The sequence below is a fragment of the Streptomyces sp. A0958 genome (assembly GCF_004795035.1).
Classification (GTDB): domain Bacteria; phylum Actinomycetota; class Actinomycetes; order Streptomycetales; family Streptomycetaceae; genus Streptomyces.
The window spans coordinates 52,298-69,788 of sequence record NZ_SSBK01000037.1 but is presented as its reverse complement, the minus strand read 5'-3'; the positions used below and the strand labels follow the sequence as shown (position 1 = coordinate 69,788).

Genomic DNA, 17,491 nt, shown 5'->3' with positions numbered 1-17,491 from the left:
GATCTGGGGCGGACGCCGCGGCGGGCCAGGCACCGAGCAGGGGCGCCGGCCCGGAGGCTGGCCCACGGCCACCACCCCGGGCCGGGCACCCGCCCCGCAGAGCGCCCCCGCAGGGCCCGTAACGCCTGCCCCCGCAGCCCCCGCACCCGCACCCGCCGCCCCTGAGCCCGCCCCGGGCGTGGCGCAGGGCGCCGGCCAGGTGCGCAACATGTGGCCCGACATCCTGGAGGCGGTCAAGAACCGCCGACGCTTCACGTGGATTCTTCTCAGCCAGAACGCCCAGGTCACCGGGTTCGACGGCAGCACCCTGCAGATCGGCTTCCTCAACGCCGGAGCCCGCGACAACTTCGCGAGCAGCGGCAGCGAGGAGGTGCTGAAGCAGGCACTGGCCGAGCGGTTCAACGCCCAGTGGAAGATCGAGGCGATCGTCGACCCGTCCGGGGGCGCCGGACAGCCCCCGCAGCCGCAGGCCGGCGGTCAGCGCCCGTACACCCCGCCGCCCGCCCCGCAGCGCCCCGCAGCTCCCGCGCCGCAGCCGTACGAGTCACGGCCCGCGCCCGCACCGGCCCCCGCGCCCGACCCGCAGCAGCCGAGCGGTGGCGGGCCCCAGGCCGGGCCTCCGCCCACGCCGTACGCCGCTCCCGAGGCGCCCAGGCCGGTCGCCCCCGAGGACGACATCCCCGAGGCCGACGATCCGGACCTCGTCGACTCCGCCCTCTCCGGGCACGAGCTGATCGTCCGCGAGCTGGGCGCCACCGTCGTGGAGGAGTTCACCAACGAGTAGCGCCGGGGCGGGGCGCCGGACGGCGGTGCCCCCGCGGGCGGCGGCGGCCCGCGTGCACCGACGCCGCACCGCCCGCGCCCGCTGCCCACGGATCGCCCGGCGCACCGCCCGCGCCCGATGCCCACGGATCGCCCGGCGCACCGCCCCCCTGTCCACGGATCGGCGGCCGTCAAGGGCGCCGCGCCCCGGCGGCTAGGCTGCACCCCGTGAAGGTCCTCGTCATCGGCGGCGGCGCCCGCGAACACGCCCTGTGCCGCTCTCTGTCCCTCGACCCCGACGTCACCGCTCTGTACTGCGCCCCCGGCAACGCCGGCATCGCAGAGGTGGCCGAACTGCACCCGGTCGACGCCCTCGACGGCGCTGCCGTCGCGCGCCTCGCCACCGAGCTGGGCGCCGGGCTGGTGGTCGTCGGCCCCGAGGCGCCGCTCGTCGCCGGGGTCGCCGACGCGGTGCGTGCCGCCGGCATCCCGTGCTTCGGCCCGTCCGGCGCGGCCGCCCAGCTGGAGGGGTCCAAGGCGTTCGCCAAGGACGTCATGGCCGGGGCGGGCGTACCGACCGCCCGCAGCTACGTGTGCACCACGGCTGCCGAGATCGACACCGCGCTCGACGCGTTCGGCGCCCCGTACGTGGTCAAGGACGACGGTCTGGCCGCCGGCAAGGGCGTCGTCGTCACCGACGACGTCGAGGCGGCCCGCGCGCACGCGCTGGCCTGCGACCGGGTGGTCATCGAGGAGTTCCTCGACGGCCCCGAGGTGAGCCTCTTCGCGATCACCGACGGCACCACCGTGCTGCCGCTCCAGCCCGCCCAGGACTTCAAGCGCGCCCTCGACGGCGACGAGGGCCCGAACACCGGCGGGATGGGCGCGTACAGCCCGCTGCCGTGGGCGGACCCCAAGCTGGTCGACGAGGTCATGCAGTCGGTCCTCCAGCCGACCGTGGACGAGCTGCGCCGGCGCGGTACGCCGTTCTCGGGGCTGCTGTACGCGGGCCTCGCGATCACCTCGCGCGGGGTACGGGTCATCGAGTTCAACGCCCGTTTCGGCGACCCGGAGACCCAGGTGGTCCTGGCGCGCCTGCGGACGCCGCTGGCCGGTGTGCTGCTCGGGGCGGCCAACGGCACCCTGGACGCGCTGCCGCCGCTGAAGTGGCGCGACGACGCCGCCGTCACCGTGGTCATCGCCTCGCACAACTACCCGGGCGCCCCGCGCACGGGTGACCCGATCCAGGGGCTGGACGAGGTCGCGGCGCAGGACGCCCCGCACGCGTACGTGCTGCACGCCGGAACCCGGCTCGACGGCGACACGGTCGTCAGCGCGGGCGGCCGCGTGCTCTCCGTCACGGCGACGGCCGACGACCTCGCGGGCGCCCGTGAGCGCGCCTACGCGGCGGCGGCCCGGATTCGGCTCGACGGCTCCCAGCTCCGTACGGACATCGCGAAGAAGGCCGCGGAGGACGCCCGGCCGGCTCGGACCACGGTGGTCTGACCCGTACCCCTCGGCCCCCTTCCGCGTCGGCACCTTTGCCCAAAGCCATTCCATCGGGTGACGGCTGAGCCATCCGGATGACGCCCGCCGAAGCCCCAACTAGGGTGCGGCGCAAGCGTTCCGGCACTTGGCCCACCGGCATTGCGATGTCAGTGGCGGGTGCCACAGTGGGGGAGTGAGCAACACCGCCGTGGGGGCAGAGGGGGTGACGTCCGGCCGTGTCCGGTACCGGTACAGGTGAGGAGCTGGGTGCGCAGGCAGCGCGCGCCCGGGCGCTCGCCCTGCTGCGCATCCGCGGCAGGGCGGCAGCGGTCGCCGTGCTGCCCGCCGCGCTGGCCGTGGTCCTGTTCGCCGCGGGCGCGCAGGGCTTCACAGACGGCAGCGGCTGGGCCGCCGTGCGCTGGGCAGTGGCCGGCTGCGCGGTCGTCGTCCTGCTGGTCGCGGCGGCCGTCGCCGTCACGGTCGCACGGGCGAAGCCAGCGGTCAGCCCGACCGTCCCGCTCGGCGAGAAAGCGGCCCCCGACCTCTACCGGCTGGTCCACGACCTGGCGGACCGCCTCGGGGTGCCCGCGCCCTCGGCCATAGCCCTCACGCCCGACTGCGACAGCTGGCTGGAGGACCGCACCCACCCGGCCGCGGGCCGCGAGTCCGCGGGCCCCGCCCGCCGGGCCGAGGCCGCCCCCGTGCTGGTCATCGGCTCCCCGTTCCTGTGGTGGATGCGGGTCGCCGAGCTGCGCGCGGTGCTCGCCCCGGTCGTCGCCGGCACCAGCTCCTCCGCCCACCCCGACATAGCCGCGGCCCGGCGCTTCGTCCGGGGGCTCGACGGGGCGGTCGCCGATGCCTCCGCCCCCGCCCGGGGCCTGTTGCGCAGGGCCCTGTGGCTGCCGCGCGCCTTCGTCGGCCGGATCGCCCGGATACTGCTGCGCAGCTGCCGCGGTCACGCCGCCGAGATGGAGCGGGGCGTCGCCGCCGCCGCGTCGACGCGCGCCCAGGCGGTGGACTACGGGCTGCGGATCGTCGCGCAGGAGCAGGTCGGCCTCGCCTACGCCGGCTGGGACCGGCTGCTGACCCGGGTCGCGCTGCCCGCCTGGCGGATGGGCCGCTGGCCCTCGCAGCTGGACGCCGGAGTCGTCTCCGCCCTCACCGAGCTCTCCCGCCGCGACCGGCTGGCCGAGGGGTACGCCTCCCGGCTCGGCGAGCGCCCCGCCTGCGACCTCCTGGAGGAGCCGGGGGCGGCCGACGAGGCGGCGTCCCTGCTGGCGGCCCGGCTCTTCCACGGCGGGCCCGCCGAGACGGGCCCCGACTGGTCCCCGGTGGACTGGCAGCAGTATCCGGACGAGGTCGTCGACCGTAAGTGGCGCTCGGAGGCGGCCCGGCTGCACCGCGTCCTGGACGCCATGGGGGTTCCGCCCGCCGCAGGCGTCGGCGGGGTGCCCACGCTGGCGCGCGTCGTGGAGCATCTGGAGGCGGGGGAGCGCGGCGGCGAGGAGCTGGCGGCCGGGATCAGCGCCGCGGTGGCTCGCGAGGAGGCCGAGGCCCAGGAGCGGGCTCCGGACGCGGCGGCCTCCGGCGGTTCCGGTGCGGCGGGCGGTTCCGGTGCGGCGGGCGGCTCCGCCGTGGGTTCCGGCTCGGGCGACGACGTACTGGCCCTGTGGGGGCCCGACCCGCTGCCGCTCTTCCCGCTCCAGCCGCCCCGTACCGGGACCGATCTGCTCGTCGACCACGTCGCGGCGATGGTCTGCTGCGCCGCCGTGGACACGGCGGGCGCGGCGCCCGGCCTCGACTGGCTCGACGGGCCCGCGCTGCTGGTCGACGGCGAACGCCGGGCGGATCTCGGCAGCCCGGTCCTCAGCCTGATCGAGGACGGCGACGCGGGCCCGCTGCGCTCCTGGCTGGCTTCGGTCGGCGTGCGCACCGACAAGCCGGTCCGCCTCGGCTGAAGCGACGTCCGAAACGGGCCCGGGAACGGATGTACGAAACACACCGGAGAACAAGTCCATAACCGGAGCATCGAGTTCCGTTCACGTCAATTCGCGACGAACGGTGACGGACTGCGTGCGTTATGTGATGTGCTGGGGAACGGCGCTGACAGTCGGCGCACCACTGTTGATCCGGGGGCCTGAGGGAGGGGGAGCGTGATGGGGGCGGAACAGATCCGTCGGTGGGAATCGGGTGCCCTGGCGCATGCCGTGACCGACCCTTTCGGCCAGGGGCCACTGCCCTGGCTGCGCGGCAGTGAGAACTACTTCGACGACACCGGCCAGGTCGTCCCCTGGTACGCGGACCCCACGCTGCCCCGCGGCTCCACCGACGGCGGCACGCGTACCGCCGACGACGTGCGCCGGCAGATCAAGGGCTTCGCCTCCACCGGAGCGGCCGCCCCCGGCGAGGCGATCGACTTCCACATCACGGTGGACCCGCCCCAGCAGTTCTCCGTGGACGTCTACCGGATCGGCCACTACGGGGGCGACGGCGCCGCCAAGATCACCACGAGCCCGCGGCTGTCCGGTATCGTCCAGCCGCCGCCCCTCACCGCCGACCGCACGGTCTCCTGCCACCACTGGTGGCAGTCCTGGCGGCTGCAGATCCCCTCGTACTGGTCGATCGGCGCGTACGTCGCCGTGCTCACCACGCTCGACGGCTACCGCTCCCACGTCCCGTTCACCGTCCGCGACGACCACCCGGCCGACCTGCTGCTGGTCCTCCCGGACATCACGTGGCAGGCGTACAACCTCTACCCGGAGGACGGCCGGACCGGCGCCAGCCTCTACCACGCCTGGGACGAGGAGGGCCGGCTGCTGGGGGAGGAGGACGCTGCGGTCACCGTCTCCTTCGACCGCCCCTACGCGGGCGCGGGCCTCCCGCTGCACGTCGGACACGCCTACGACTTCATCCGCTGGGCCGAGCGCTACGGCTACGACATCGCCTACGCCGACACCCGCGACCTGCACGCGGGCCGGGTCGACCCGACCCGCTACCGGGGCCTGGTCTTCCCCGGCCACGACGAGTACTGGTCGGTGCCCATGCGCCGCACCGCCGAGCGCGCCCGCGACAACGGCACCTCCCTGGTCTACCTCTCCGCCAACACCATGTACTGGCAGGTCAGCCTCGGCCCTTCGGCGTCCGGCGTCCCGGACCGGCTGCTCACCTGCCGCAAGCGCCGCGGCCCCGGCAAGCCCGCGCTCTGGCGCGAGATCGACCGCCCCGAGCAGCAGCTGCTCGGCATCCAGTACGCGGGCCGGGTCCCCGAACCCCACCCCCTGGTCGTGCGGAACGCCGAGCACTGGCTGTGGGACGCGACCGGCGCCGGCGAGGGCGACGAGATCGACGGCCTGGTGGCGGGCGAGGCCGACCGCTACTTCCCGCGCACCACACTGCCCGAGCACGACAACCGCATCCTGCTGGCCCACTCCCCGTACCAGGACAGCGAAGGGGCGAAGCGCCACCAGGAGACGTCCCTGTACCGGGCCCCGTCCGGCGCGCTCGTCTTCGCCTCGGGCACCTTCGCCTGGTCCCCGGCCCTGGACCGCCCCGGCCATGTGGACCCCCGCATCCAGCGCGCCACCGCCAACCTCCTCGACCGCATCTGCAAGCGCGCCTGAGGCGAGCGGGCCCGAGGCGAGCGCGCCTGCGACGAGCGTGCCCGAGGCGAGCAGACCTGCGACGCGCGGGCCTGCGACGAGCGCGCCCGAAGCAACCGGGCCTGCGACGAGCGGGCCTGCGACGAGCGCACCCGAAGCGACCGGGCCTGAGGCGAGCGCGCCTGCGACGCGCGGGTCCGAGGCGAGCGCGCCCGAGGTGAGCGCGCCTGGGCCGCGGACGGTCGCCGCGCGCTTCCCGGGGCACCCGGTCGGCACCCCCTCCGCAGCCGTCCGCTCCCGGATACGGGACAATCGGAACGGTTCCTGGAACAACCTACGCGGAGGCAGCGTGTCCGGATTTGTAGAAAAGCCCGAGCCCGTGCAGGTACCGGGACTCACCCACCTGCACACCGGCAAGGTGCGCGACCTGTACCGGAACGAGGCCGGTGACCTCGTCATGGTCGCCAGCGACCGGATGTCCGCGTACGACTGGGTGCTGCCGACCGAGATCCCGGACAAGGGCCGCGTCCTGACCCGCCTCTCGATGTGGTGGTTCGACCAGCTCGCCGACCTCGTCCCGAACCACGTCCTGTCGACCGAGGTGCCCGCCGGGGCCCCCGCCGACTGGGCGGGCCGCACCATGATCTGCAAGTCGCTGCGGATGGTCCCGGTCGAGTGCGTCGCCCGCGGCTACCTGACGGGCTCCGGCCTCATCGAGTACAACGAGTCCCGCACCGTCTGCGGCCTCGCTCTCCCCGGCGGCCTCGTCGACGGTTCCGAGCTCCCGGGGGCGATCTTCACCCCCGCCACCAAGGCGGCCGTCGGCGACCACGACGAGAACGTGAGCTACGAGGAGGTGGCCCACCAGGTCGGCGCCGAGACGGCCGCGCTGCTGCGCCGGACGACCCTGGACGTCTACGGCCGTGCCCGCGACGTCGCACGCGAGCGCGGCATCATCCTCGCGGACACCAAGTTCGAGTTCGGCTTCGCGCCCACCGCCGACGGCGGCGAGGAACTGATCATCGCCGACGAGGTGCTGACCCCGGACTCCTCCCGCTTCTGGCCGGCCGCCTCCTGGGAGCCGGGCCACGCCCAGCCCTCGTACGACAAGCAGTTCGTGCGCGACTGGCTGACCTCCCCGGCCTCCGGCTGGGACCGCAAGAGCGAGCAGCCCCCGCCGGCGCTGCCCCAGGAGATCGTGGACGCGACCCGCGCCAAGTACGTGGAGGCGTACGAACTCCTCACCGGCACGCCCTGGAAGTAGCCACCCCGCACACGAAGAAGCCCCCGGCCGAAAGGCCGGGGGCTTCTTGCTGAACCGAGCGGACGACCAGGTTCGAACTGGCGACCTCAACCTTGGCAAGGTTGCGCTCTACCAACTGAGCTACGTCCGCAAGCGCCGAAGCGCGAGAACCACTATACCCAACCCCGCTCGCGTGCGAGACGCACTGCCGCGTGACGGTTCTCCGCCCCGAGCTTCGATGCCGCCGCCGAGAGGTAGTTCCGCACGGTCCCCTGCGACAGCGACGCCCGGTCGGCGATCTCCGAGACCGGCGCCCCGTCCGCCGCCAGCTCCAGCACCTCGGTCTCGCGCACGGTCAGTGGCGAGTCCCCGGCGGCGATCGCGTCCGCCGCCAACTCCGGGTCCACGTAACGGTTCCCGGCGTGCACGGTACGGATGATCCCGGCCAGCTGACGGGCGCTGACGGTCTTCGGCACGAACGCCCGCACCCCCGCCGCGAGCGCTCGCTTGAGGTGGCCCGGCCGGCCGTGACTGGTCACGATCATGGTCCGGCAGTCCGGGAGCTCGGCCCGCAACGCTGTGGCCACGCTCACACCGTCCGCCCCCGGCATCTCCAGATCCAGCACCGCCACATCGGGGCGGTGCGCCCGGGCCATGGCGAGCGCCTCCGGACCCGTCGCCGCCTCCGCGACCACCACGAGGTCGTCCTCCAGCGCGAGGAGGGCGGCGAGCGCGCCCCGGATCAGATGCTCGTCGTCGGCGAGCAGCACCCGTACCGCGGTCATCGTCGTCCCTCCACAAGGCCCGGCCCCGGGCCCACCACCACACCGGGACTCACCAAGGAGCCCGGACGCCTCGCCCCGGGAACCGTTACCCCGCCACCGTCACGGGAAGGCCTGTCGGATTCACCCGCCTCCTCCCAGTCGCCCAGCGGGACGGTCGCCGTCAGCCGGAACAGCCCGCCCTCCGCCGGCCCCGCCTCCAGTGAGCCGTCGAGCGCGCCCAGCCGCTCACGGAGGCCGGCCAGCCCGGAGCCCTGACCGCCGGACGCGGTGGCCGTCGCGGTGGCCGTAGCCCCGTCGTTCTCCACGTGCAGCACGGCGGCGTCCTCGGTGGTGTCCAGCCGGATCACGCAGCGCCGGGGGTCGCCGTGCCGCAGTACGTTGGTCGCCGCCTCGCGGACCACCCAGCCGAGCGCCGCCTGCACGGGCGCGGGCAGTCCCTTACGGCTGTCACCGGTCACCACGCACTCGATTCCGGCCGCGCTCAGCACCCCCTGGGCGCCGGCCAGTTCCGTCATCAGGTCGGCCTCCCGGTAACCGCGCACCACGTCGCGCACCTCCTGCTGCGAGGCGCGCGCTATCCGCTGCACCTCGACCATCTGATCCACCGCTTCGGGCCTGCCGCGCTGCGCCAGCTCCACCGCCAGCTCGCTCTTGAGCGCGATCACCGCGAGGTTGCGGCCCAGCACGTCATGCATGTCGCGCCCGAACCGCAGCCGCTCCTCGGCCACGGCGAGCCTGGCCTGTATGCCCCGGGCCTGCTCGGCCTGCCACATCACGCTCATGCTCCAGGCGCTGGGCCGTACCGAGATCAGGACCAGCACACAGCCGAAGAGGGTGGAGGGCGCCACACCGGCCAGGGTGCCGCCCCGCGCACCGGCCGCGGCGAGCGCCCCCGTGGTCAGGGCGGTGAGGCAGAGCGACTCGATGACGAACCTGCGGACCGGGACCAGGAGCACCCGGGTGATCACGAGCGCCATCGGAGCGTTCAGGGCCATGAGCAGCAGTCCCGAGCCACGGACCCCGTCCACGCCGGTCATCGCCGCCAGCAGCCCGATGGCCAGCAGCATGAGCACCACGGGGACGAGCAGGCGCCGCCCGGGAAAGACGGAGGTCCCGAGGTAGTGCTCGTAGGACGCCGACAGGTTGCGGTTGCTCAGCACGCACTGCGCCACGCTCACCAGGAGCAGCGCCACACCCAGAGCCAGCGGTAGCGGCTCGTGGCGGATGTCCGAGTGGAAGGGCGCCCCCTGCCAGGCCAGGGCGAAGATCCAGGGCATCCAGGAGATGGTGAACCGCGAGTACAGATCGATCCGCTCCATCTTGCCGCGCTCCTGCCAGCTGCGGCGCCAGCCCCTCAGGCGCATCACGGCCCGTCCTCCCTCTCAGCGTCGCGGGTCCCAGCGGAACCACCGCTGCACAGCAAACACGGCCACCGCCGTCCAGACCAGCCCGGTCAGTGCGGCACCGAGCAGCTCCGTGCCTCCGGCGCCGCCGAGCCAGCCGGCCCGGACCAGGGTCATCACTCCGGTCAGCGGCAGGAGTTCGCAGCCCTGCGCGAGCCGGTCGGGGAATATCTCGAGCGGGACGAAGAGGCCCGAACCCATCATCGAGACGAGGAACAGCGGCAGGGTCGTCAGCTGGGCGGTCTGCACCGTGCGGGTACCCACAGACGTGACCGCGGCCAGTGCCGTCAGCAGTACCACGCCCAACAGCAGCCCAGCCACCAGCAGTTCGGGGCGTTCGGGCGCTCCGAGGCCGAAGAAGGCTGTGCCGGCGGCGACGATCACCGCGCTCTGCGCCAGGGCCAGCGCGCCCGCCGGCAGGGCGGTGCCGGCGAGGATCTCCCCGTCGGTGACCTCGCCGGTGCGCAGCCGCTTCAGGACCAGCTCCTCACGCCGCGCCACGTAGGCGGCGACCAGGTTCATGTAGACGGCCTGGATCAGTACCGTCCCTATGCCGCCGACGAGCGCCGCCCCGGCGACGGTGAGCCCGGTGCCCTTGAGGTCCAGCTTCTCGAACGTCGACTTCATGGCCATGATCATGGCCGCCGGCATGAACAGCGCGACGAAGATCGCTGTCCGGTTTCGGGCGAGCAGCGTCAGTTCGGCCCGTCCGAGGGCCGTCAGCCGGGTCCGGGCCGTCGTCCCCGTGGCGCGCGTCGTGGTCGGTGCGGCGGTGGTCGCGGTCGTCATGGAACAGGCACCCCTTCGGTCTGGGCGGCGGTCTTCGCGATGTCGAGGAACGCTTCTTCGAGCGAGGCCGAACGGGCGTCGAGCCCCAGCAACGGGACGTCCGACTCCGCGGCCCAGCGCAGCAGTTCGGTCAGTGAATCCTGGAGCCGGTGCGTACGGATCTCGATCCGCGGGCCCTCGGCGGCGGCGCGGAGCCCCAGGGGCAGCCGCGCCGCGGGTATGCCCTCGGGCAGCTCGAAGCGGATGCGGGCGGGGCGGGCAGCCGTCACCTCGGCGGTGGTGCCCGCGGTCACGATCCGGCCGCGGTGCATGATCGCCAGCCGGTCCGCGAGCGCCTCGGCCTCTTCCAGGTAATGCGTGGTGAGCAGCACGGTGATGCCGTCCTCCTGGAGGAGGCGCACCAGCTCCCAGGTGTCGCGCCGGCCCTCGGCGTCGAGACCGGTGGTCGGCTCGTCGAGGAAGAGCACCTCGGGCCGGCCGAGCAGGGCAAGAGCCAGGTCCAGCCGCCGCCGCTCGCCGCCGGATAGCTGCTTGACCCGGACGCGGGCCCGGTGGCCGAGCCCCACCAGCTCCAGAGCCTCGCCGGTCGGTCGGGCGCCGCTGGTGCAGCCCGCCCACATCCGTACCGTCTCGGCCACCGACAGCTCGGACGGGAAGCCGCCTTCCTGGAGCATCACGCCTATGCGTGGGCGCACCCGGGCGCGCTCGGTGTGCGGATCGTGGCCCAGCACCCGGACCGTGCCGCCGTCGGGGCGGGCCAAGCCCTCCAGGAGCTCGACGGTAGAGGTCTTACCGGCGCCGTTCGTGCCGAGCAGGGCGAACAGCTCGCCGCGCGCCACGCTGAAGGAGACACCGGTCACGGCCTCGAAGCCGCCGGCGTAACTGCGCCGGACGTCATCCGCCTGGATCACGCACTCACGGGACATGTCGTCGCTGGTCATGTCTCAAGGTTTCCGCCGGCAGACGGCCGACGGCAGTGCGCGCTGTCACCACCACCCATGACAAACGTCATGGGTGGTGGCACGCGGGCCGGGAAAGCAAACGGAGACACGGGAAGAAGCGAAGGCGTCGAATACGACGACGGCCTCGGTATGGCGACGGCCTCGGTATGGCGACGGCCTCGGTATGACCAAGGCCCCGACGGCAAAGGCCCCGCCAGCCCAGCCCCGGTACGACGAAGGCCCCGGTACGACGAAGGCCCCGGTACGACGAAGGCCCCGGTCGAAATCGACCGGGGCCTTCGATATGCGAGCGGACGACCAGGTTCGAACTGGCGACCTCAACCTTGGCAAGGTTGCGCTCTACCAACTGAGCTACGTCCGCATTGCAACCACTCGGCTTTCACCGGTGGAGCGAGCACTACTCTACCCGATCCACCGGAGTGGTCCTGGAGAGTGATGCAGAGCGGGTGACAGGAATTGCACACTGCGCCTTCCCCCTGGAAGGGGGATGTTCTACTACTGAACTACACCCGCACGCTGCTTGGGGTTCGGCTTTTCGGCCTTGCCCTTCGGCGTGCTCCAGACTCTAGCCGACCTGCGGGGGTGTCGCGCAAGTCGGCTCCCTCGAGGCGTCGTCCCGGGGGGCCCTGACGGGGCATCGGGCGCGTCCGGCGCGGGCACCCGGCGCGGCCGGCCGGTCCGCCCTCAAGTCCGCCCGCCGGTGGTCCCGTCGGGTCAACTGGCTTCCTGGAACGCCTCGTAGACGCTCTTGGGAATCCGGCCCCGGGCCGGCACGTCCATCCGGTGCGAGCGCGCCCAGGCGCGCACCGCCGCGGGATCGGGCGCGAGCGAGGTGTGCCGGTACGAGACGGGAGTCTTGCCGTGTTTGCCGGCATTTGTCTGCTTGCGGCCGGCCGCCATGTACGGGGCCAGGGCTTTGCGCAGTTTCTTTGCGTTGGACGGATTGAGGTCGATCTCGTACGACTTCCCGTCGAGGGCGAAGGTGACCGTTTCCGCCGCTGTTCCCCCGTCGATGTCGTCGGAGAGTGTGACCACTACGCGCTGAGCCACGGATATCGGTCCTTTCCTACGGCATCGACGCTTCTGACATGCGCCGATGCCGGCCTTCCGGCTGTGAGCGCGGATGCGGGCCGACTGTTGTCGGTGCTGCAGGGGCAATCCTGCTTTCCCCGGTAATCATTTGTACAGCGACTGGTGCCGCATTGTGAAGCCCAGGCAATTACCTGCGCGTGTCCGCCCGCTATGTGTGCCGTCGGCGATCATTTGTTTCGCCGGATTTCCGTGGTCCGGTGATCGGCCGATATCTCGGTGTGATCTGCCCCGTTTGATATCTACCCGCGTAGAATTTCCGGGCAGGTAGGCTGAGTGGACCCGCGGGGGTCTGGGGAACCCCCCGGAGAAACAGCCGCACCACACCACCACACCGGGAGTGCCAGTGGCACGCGTCGTAGTCGACGTCATGCTCAAGCCCGAGATCCTCGACCCGCAGGGACAGGCGGTGCAGCGCGCACTGCCCCGTCTCGGCTTCGAGGGAATCGCGGACGTACGTCAGGGAAAGCGTTTCGAGCTGCAGGTCGAGGGGCCGGTCGATGACGCCGCCCTCGCCCGTATTCACGAGATGGCGGAGACGTTCCTCGCCAACACCGTGATCGAGGACTTCACCGTGAAGGTGGAGAAGGCCGAGGAGTCGAAGTGACTGCTCGTATCGGAGTCGTCACCTTTCCGGGCACGCTCGACGACCAGGACGCCCTTCGGGCCGTACGGGTCGCGGGCGCCGAACCCGTATCGCTGTGGCACCGCGACAAGGACCTGCACCAGGTCGACGCGGTCATCCTCGCGGGCGGTTTCTCCTACGGCGACTATCTGCGCGCCGGAGCCATCTCCCGGTTCTCGCCGGTCATGGAGACGGTGATCGAGCAGGCGAAGGCGGGCATGCCGGTCCTCGGCATCTGCAACGGCTTCCAGATCCTGACCGAGGCGCATCTGCTGCCCGGCGCGATGCTGCGCAACAACCACCTGCACTTCATCTGCCGCGACCAGACCCTGCGCGTCGAGAACGCGGAGACCGCCTGGACCTCGGACTACTCCGCGGGCCAGGAGATCTCCGTACCGCTCAAGAACATGGACGGCCGCTACACCGCCGACGAGCACACGCTCGACGAGCTGGAGGCCGAGGGCCGCGTCGCGTTCCGCTACCTCGGCGGCAACCCCAACGGCTCGCTGCGTGACATCGCCGGCATCACCAACGCCGCGGGCAACGTCGTCGGCCTGATGCCGCACCCGGAGCACGCCGTGGAGCCGCTGATCGGCACCGGCCGCACCGACGGTCTCGGTTTCTTCACCTCGATCATCAAGAAGCTGGTCAACGCATGAGCCTGGACACGGTCAAGCACGCGGCCGAAACCCCGGACACCGAGCAGCCCTGGAAGGAACTCGGCCTCAAGGAGGACGAGTACGCCCGCATCCGCGAGATCCTGGGCCGCCGTCCCACCGGCGCCGAGCTCGCCATGTACTCCGTGATGTGGTCCGAGCACTGCTCGTACAAGAGCAGCAAGGTCCACCTCAAGCAGTTCGGCGAGAAGGTCCCCGCCAACGACGCCATGCTCGTCGGCATCGGTGAGAACGCCGGTGTGGTCGACGTCGGCCAGGGGTACGCGGTCACCTTCAAGGTCGAGTCGCACAACCACCCCTCGTACATCGAGCCCTACCAGGGCGCGGCCACCGGCGTCGGCGGCATCGTCCGCGACATCCTCGCCATGGGCGCCCGCCCGGTCGCCGTCGTCGACCCGCTGCGCTTCGGCGCGGCCGACCACCCCGACACCAAGCGCGTCCTGCCGGGCGTCGTCGCGGGCATCGGCGGCTACGGCAACTGCCTGGGCCTGCCGAACATCGGCGGCGAGGTCGTCTTCGACGCCTGCTACCAGGGCAACCCGCTGGTCAACGCCGGCTGCATCGGCGTGATGAAGCACGAGGACATCCACCTCGCGCAGGCCTCGGGCCCCGGCAACAAGGTCATCCTGTACGGCGCCCGCACCGGCGGCGACGGCATCGGCGGCGTCTCCGTGCTGGCCTCGGAGACCTTCGAGTCGACCGGCCCGGCCAAGCGCCCCGCCGTGCAGGTCGGCGACCCGTTCCAGGAGAAGCTCCTCATCGAGTGCACCCTGGAGATCTTCAAGGAGAAGCTCGTCGCGGGCATCCAGGACCTCGGCGGCGCCGGGCTCTCCTGCGCCACGTCCGAGCTGGCCTCCGCCGGCTCCGGCGGCATGCGCGTCGAGCTGGACACCGTGCCGCTGCGCGACTCCTCCCTCTCGCCCGAGGAAATCCTCATGAGCGAGTCGCAGGAGCGCATGTGCGCCATCGTCGAGCCGCAGCACGTGGACCGCTTCCTGGAGATCTGCGAGAAGTGGGACGTCATCGCCACCGTCATCGGTGAGGTGACCGAGGGCTCGCAGCTGGAGATCTTCTGGCACGGCGAGCAGATCGTGGACGTGCCGCCGCGGTCCGTCGCCCACGAGGGCCCGACCTACCACCGCCCCTACGCCCGCCCGTCCTGGCAGGACGCGCTTCAGGCCGACGACGCCGGCAAGCTGGCCCGCCCGGCGAACGGCGCCGAGCTGCGCGAGCAGGTCCTCAAGCTGGTCTCCTCGCCGAACCAGGCGTCGAAGTCCTGGATCACGGACCAGTACGACCGGTTCGTGCAGGGCAACACCGTGCTCGCGATGCCCGAGGACGCCGGCATGGTCCGCATCGACGAGGAGTCCAACCTCGGCGTGGCCATGGCGACCGACGGCAACGGCCGGTACGCGAAGCTCGACCCGTACACCGGCGCGCAGCTCGCGCTGGCGGAGTCGTACCGCAACGTCGCCGCCTCCGGCGCCAAGCCGCTCGCCATCTCGGACTGCCTGAACTTCGGCTCGCCCGAGGACCCGGACGTCATGTGGCAGTTCGCCGAGGCCACCCGCGGTCTCGCGGACGGCTGCCTGGAGCTGGGCACCCCGGTCACCGGCGGCAACGTGTCGCTGTACAACCAGACCGGTGAGACGGCGATCCACCCGACGCCGGTCGTGGCCGTGCTCGGTGTGATCGACGACGTCACGCGGCGCACGCCGGTCGCCTTCGCGGAAGAGGGCCAGCTCCTCTACCTGCTGGGCGACACGCGCGAGGAGTTCGGCGGCTCGGCCTGGTCCGAGGTCGTCCACAACCACCTCGGCGGTATGCCGCCCAAGGTGGACCTGGGCCGCGAGAAGCTGCTCGCCGAGATCCTGATCTCGGCGTCCCGCGACGGCATGATCGACGCGGCGCACGACCTGTCCGACGGCGGCTTGATCCAGGCGGTCACCGAGTCCTGCCTGCGCGGCGGGAAGGGTGCCCGGCTGGTCGTGCCGGACGGCCTGGACGCGTTCACGCTGCTGTTCTCGGAGTCCGCGGGCCGCGCGGTCGTCTCGGTGCCGCGCAGCGAGGAGCTGCGGTTCAACGACATGTGCGGGGCGCGCGGTCTGCCCGTGACCCGCATCGGTGTCGTGGACGGCGACGAGATCGAGGTCCAGGGCGAGTTCAGCATCCCGCTGAGCGAGCTGCGTACGGCGCACGAGGACACGATCCCCGCGCTGCTCGCGTAGCCCGCGGGCAGGTACGCCTCAGAGGTACGCCTCAGCCGAAGCCCCCGACCGGTCCGACCGGTCGGGGGCTTTCGCGATGCGCACGGGGATCATCGGCATGTGCGTACGGGAACGGCGGGATGTGTGTACGGGGATCGCCTGCACGTGCGTGCGTACGGGAAACTCAGGTCCTTGTACGGGTGCCCGGCAGTCGGGTGGCCAGGAGCAGGGCGAGGATCATGACGCCGGTGGCGCAGGCGAAGACCACGTCGGTCGAGGAGACGAAGGCGTCCAGGGCCTGCCGGCGGGCCGCGCCCGTGAGCCCGTCGATGTCGCTGGTGGTCCCGCCGGGGCCCCTGTCCGCGTAGACCCTGCTGAGTACGGCCCCGAAGACGGAGGCGCCGAGCGCGCTGCCGAGGGTCTGGAAGAAGCGGACCCCGGTGGTCGCCACACCCAGCTGACCGGGCGGGGCGGTCTCCTGGACCAGCTGGATGAGCTGCCCGATGAGCTGGCCGAACCCGATACCCATCAGCAGCATCGCGCCGCGCACCGTCCACAGGCCGGTGTCCGTGCCGAGCGTGGTCAGCAGGGCGAGGGCGGCCGAGGCGAAGACCGTGCCGCTGAGGACGAACGTCTTCTGCGACCAGCCGGCCGCCACGAGACGTCCCGAGACGAGGCCGACGACGGTCATGCCGATCGCCATCGGGACCAGGAAGAGTCCGGCCGAGGTCGCCGCGACACCCCGTACGACCTGGAGGTAGATCATCACGTAGACGATCGACCCCATCATCGCGACGCCGACCAGGCCCTGGACGGCGAAGCCGTACCGCATCGGCCGGAGTGCGAAGAGGGAGAGGGGCAGGATCGGTTCGGCGGCCGTGGCCTGGCGCCACAGGAACAGGCCGAGGGCGGCGACGGCGGCGACGACCAGGCCCACGATGGTGGGGGAGGTCCAGGGGTACTCCTCGCCGCCCCACTCGGCGACCAGGAGCAGCGCGGTGGAGAAGGCGGCCGCGAGACCGGCGCCGAGGAAGTCGATGCGGTGGCGCGTGGTGCGCACGGGGAGCTTCACGAAGGTGATCGCGGCCACGAGGACGGCGATGCCGACGGGCAGGTTGACGTAGAAGATCCACCGCCACCCGGCGTGGTCGGCGAGGGCGCCGCCCAGCCAGGGGCCGAGCGCCATGCCCGCGCCGGCGATGATCCCGCCGATGCTGCCTTTCGAGTCGCCGCCGCGCTTCCTGCCGGGCTCGCCCTGGGCGTCTCCGTTCCCGGCCGCCGCACCGTCCTTCGCTTCGTCTGCCGGACCGAGCTGGTGCAGGACGACCATGGTGACGCTCATCAGCCCGCCGCCGCCGATGCCCTGGAAGGCGCGCGCGGCGATCAGCTCGCCCATGGACTGGGCCATCCCGCACAGCGCCGATCCGGTCAGGAAGGTGGCGAGCGCCCCGATGAAGACGATCTTCGAGCCGAGGGAGTCGCAGAGCTTCCCGTACAGCGGCAGCGCGGCGGTCGCGGCGAGCTGGTAGGCGGCGATCAGCCAGGGAATCCGGTCGACGCCGTGGACGGGGTCGAGGTCGCGGACGATCGGCACGGTCGCCGAGGACACGATGTTCGAGTCCAGGACGGCCAGCAGGATCGTGACGATGCAGAGGGCCACCGCGATGGTGACGCCTCGGGTGCCGGGCGGCCGGTCGGCAACGGCGCCCGGTTCGGCCGCCGTCCCCGGTCCGGCGGCGGTTTCTGTCTCCGGCCCGGTCTTCGCCGCTTCGGCCGTGGTCTGCGTCTCGGCCGTGGTCTTCGCTTCGGCCGTGGTCTTCGCTTCGGGCATGGCGGGGCTCCCCTCCTGGGCGGCGCGGACA

The 17,491-nt window shown here is 72.3% G+C and carries 13 protein-coding genes, 3 tRNA genes and 1 pseudogene; 8 read left to right on the top strand and 9 right to left on the bottom strand.

All coding sequences use genetic code 11. The annotated features are described in order from the left end of the window. The 5 genes and pseudogenes from E6P78_RS27385 to E6P78_RS27365 all read left to right on the top strand — a co-directional run. Positions 1-784 (top strand): annotated as a pseudogene (locus E6P78_RS27385) (DNA polymerase III subunit gamma and tau); the annotation flags it as partial. A 206-nt stretch (positions 785-990) separates the two neighbouring features. Beyond that, a complete protein-coding gene (purD, locus tag E6P78_RS27380; protein WP_136206321.1) occupies positions 991-2,268 on the top strand; it encodes a phosphoribosylamine--glycine ligase in 1,278 nt (425 codons plus the stop codon). Positions 2,269-2,486: 218 nt separating this feature from the next. Beyond that, a complete protein-coding gene (locus E6P78_RS27375) occupies positions 2,487-4,208 on the top strand; it encodes a hypothetical protein (RefSeq protein ID WP_136206320.1) in 1,722 nt (573 codons plus the stop codon). 198 nt (positions 4,209-4,406) lie between these two features. Beyond that, complete coding sequence (locus E6P78_RS27370; RefSeq protein ID WP_136206332.1) at positions 4,407-5,870, top strand: N,N-dimethylformamidase beta subunit family domain-containing protein; 1,464 nt, start codon at positions 4,407-4,409, stop codon at positions 5,868-5,870. Positions 5,871-6,198: 328 nt separating this feature from the next. Continuing rightward, complete coding sequence (locus tag E6P78_RS27365) at positions 6,199-7,113, top strand: phosphoribosylaminoimidazolesuccinocarboxamide synthase (protein ID WP_136206319.1); 915 nt, start codon at positions 6,199-6,201, stop codon at positions 7,111-7,113. A gap of 57 nt (positions 7,114-7,170) precedes the next feature. Here E6P78_RS27365 and E6P78_RS27360 read toward each other — a convergent pair. The 8 genes from E6P78_RS27360 to E6P78_RS27325 all read right to left on the bottom strand — a co-directional run bounded on the left by E6P78_RS27360 (position 7,171) and on the right by E6P78_RS27325 (position 12,081). Beyond that, positions 7,171-7,243, bottom strand: a tRNA-Gly gene (locus E6P78_RS27360). A 22-nt stretch (positions 7,244-7,265) separates the two neighbouring features. Continuing rightward, on the bottom strand, positions 7,266-7,877 hold the full coding sequence (locus E6P78_RS27355; RefSeq protein ID WP_136206318.1) for a response regulator transcription factor: 612 nt from the start codon (positions 7,875-7,877) through the stop codon (positions 7,266-7,268). Then, the gene (locus E6P78_RS27350) at positions 7,874-9,241 is read right to left on the bottom strand and encodes a histidine kinase (RefSeq protein ID WP_136206331.1); all 1,368 of its coding nucleotides are present in this window, start codon (positions 9,239-9,241) and stop codon (positions 7,874-7,876) included. Before E6P78_RS27350 ends, E6P78_RS27355 begins: the two co-directional genes overlap by 4 nt. 18 nt (positions 9,242-9,259) lie before the next feature. Further along, entirely contained in the window at positions 9,260-10,069 is an 810-nt protein-coding gene (locus E6P78_RS27345; protein WP_136206317.1) for an ABC transporter permease, read from the bottom strand. Beyond that, a complete protein-coding gene (locus tag E6P78_RS27340) occupies positions 10,066-11,010 on the bottom strand; it encodes an ABC transporter ATP-binding protein (RefSeq protein WP_136206316.1) in 945 nt (314 codons plus the stop codon). The genes E6P78_RS27345 and E6P78_RS27340 overlap by 4 nt, the downstream gene beginning before the upstream one ends. 309 nt (positions 11,011-11,319) lie before the next feature. Next, positions 11,320-11,392 (bottom strand) — tRNA-Gly (locus E6P78_RS27335). 80 nt (positions 11,393-11,472) lie between these two features. Further along, a tRNA-Gly gene (locus E6P78_RS27330) sits at positions 11,473-11,544 on the bottom strand. A gap of 201 nt (positions 11,545-11,745) precedes the next feature. Then, positions 11,746-12,081 (bottom strand): Lsr2 family protein, encoded by a 336-nt coding sequence (locus tag E6P78_RS27325; RefSeq protein WP_206307928.1) that lies wholly within the window; start codon positions 12,079-12,081, stop codon positions 11,746-11,748. Between the two features lie 385 nt (positions 12,082-12,466). On the opposite strand from E6P78_RS27325, the gene purS reads away from it, so the two are divergent. Genes purS through purL form a run of 3 tightly spaced genes read left to right on the top strand, consistent with a single transcriptional unit; the run spans position 12,467 to position 15,650 of the window. Further along, on the top strand, positions 12,467-12,727 hold the full coding sequence (gene purS / locus E6P78_RS27320) for a phosphoribosylformylglycinamidine synthase subunit PurS (protein WP_018554113.1): 261 nt from the start codon (positions 12,467-12,469) through the stop codon (positions 12,725-12,727). Next, entirely contained in the window at positions 12,724-13,404 is a 681-nt protein-coding gene (gene purQ / locus E6P78_RS27315) for a phosphoribosylformylglycinamidine synthase subunit PurQ (protein ID WP_136206315.1), read from the top strand. The genes purS and purQ overlap by 4 nt, the downstream gene beginning before the upstream one ends. Further along, positions 13,401-15,650, top strand: a complete 2,250-nt coding sequence (gene purL, locus E6P78_RS27310; RefSeq protein WP_136206314.1) for a phosphoribosylformylglycinamidine synthase subunit PurL — start codon at positions 13,401-13,403, stop codon at positions 15,648-15,650. Before purQ ends, purL begins: the two co-directional genes overlap by 4 nt. Positions 15,651-15,813: 163 nt before the next feature. Here purL and E6P78_RS27305 read toward each other — a convergent pair whose 3' ends face one another. Then, positions 15,814-17,289, bottom strand: coding sequence for an MFS transporter (locus tag E6P78_RS27305; RefSeq protein ID WP_136206329.1), 1,476 nt, complete (start codon positions 17,287-17,289; stop codon positions 15,814-15,816). Positions 17,290-17,491: the final 202 nt, after the last annotated feature.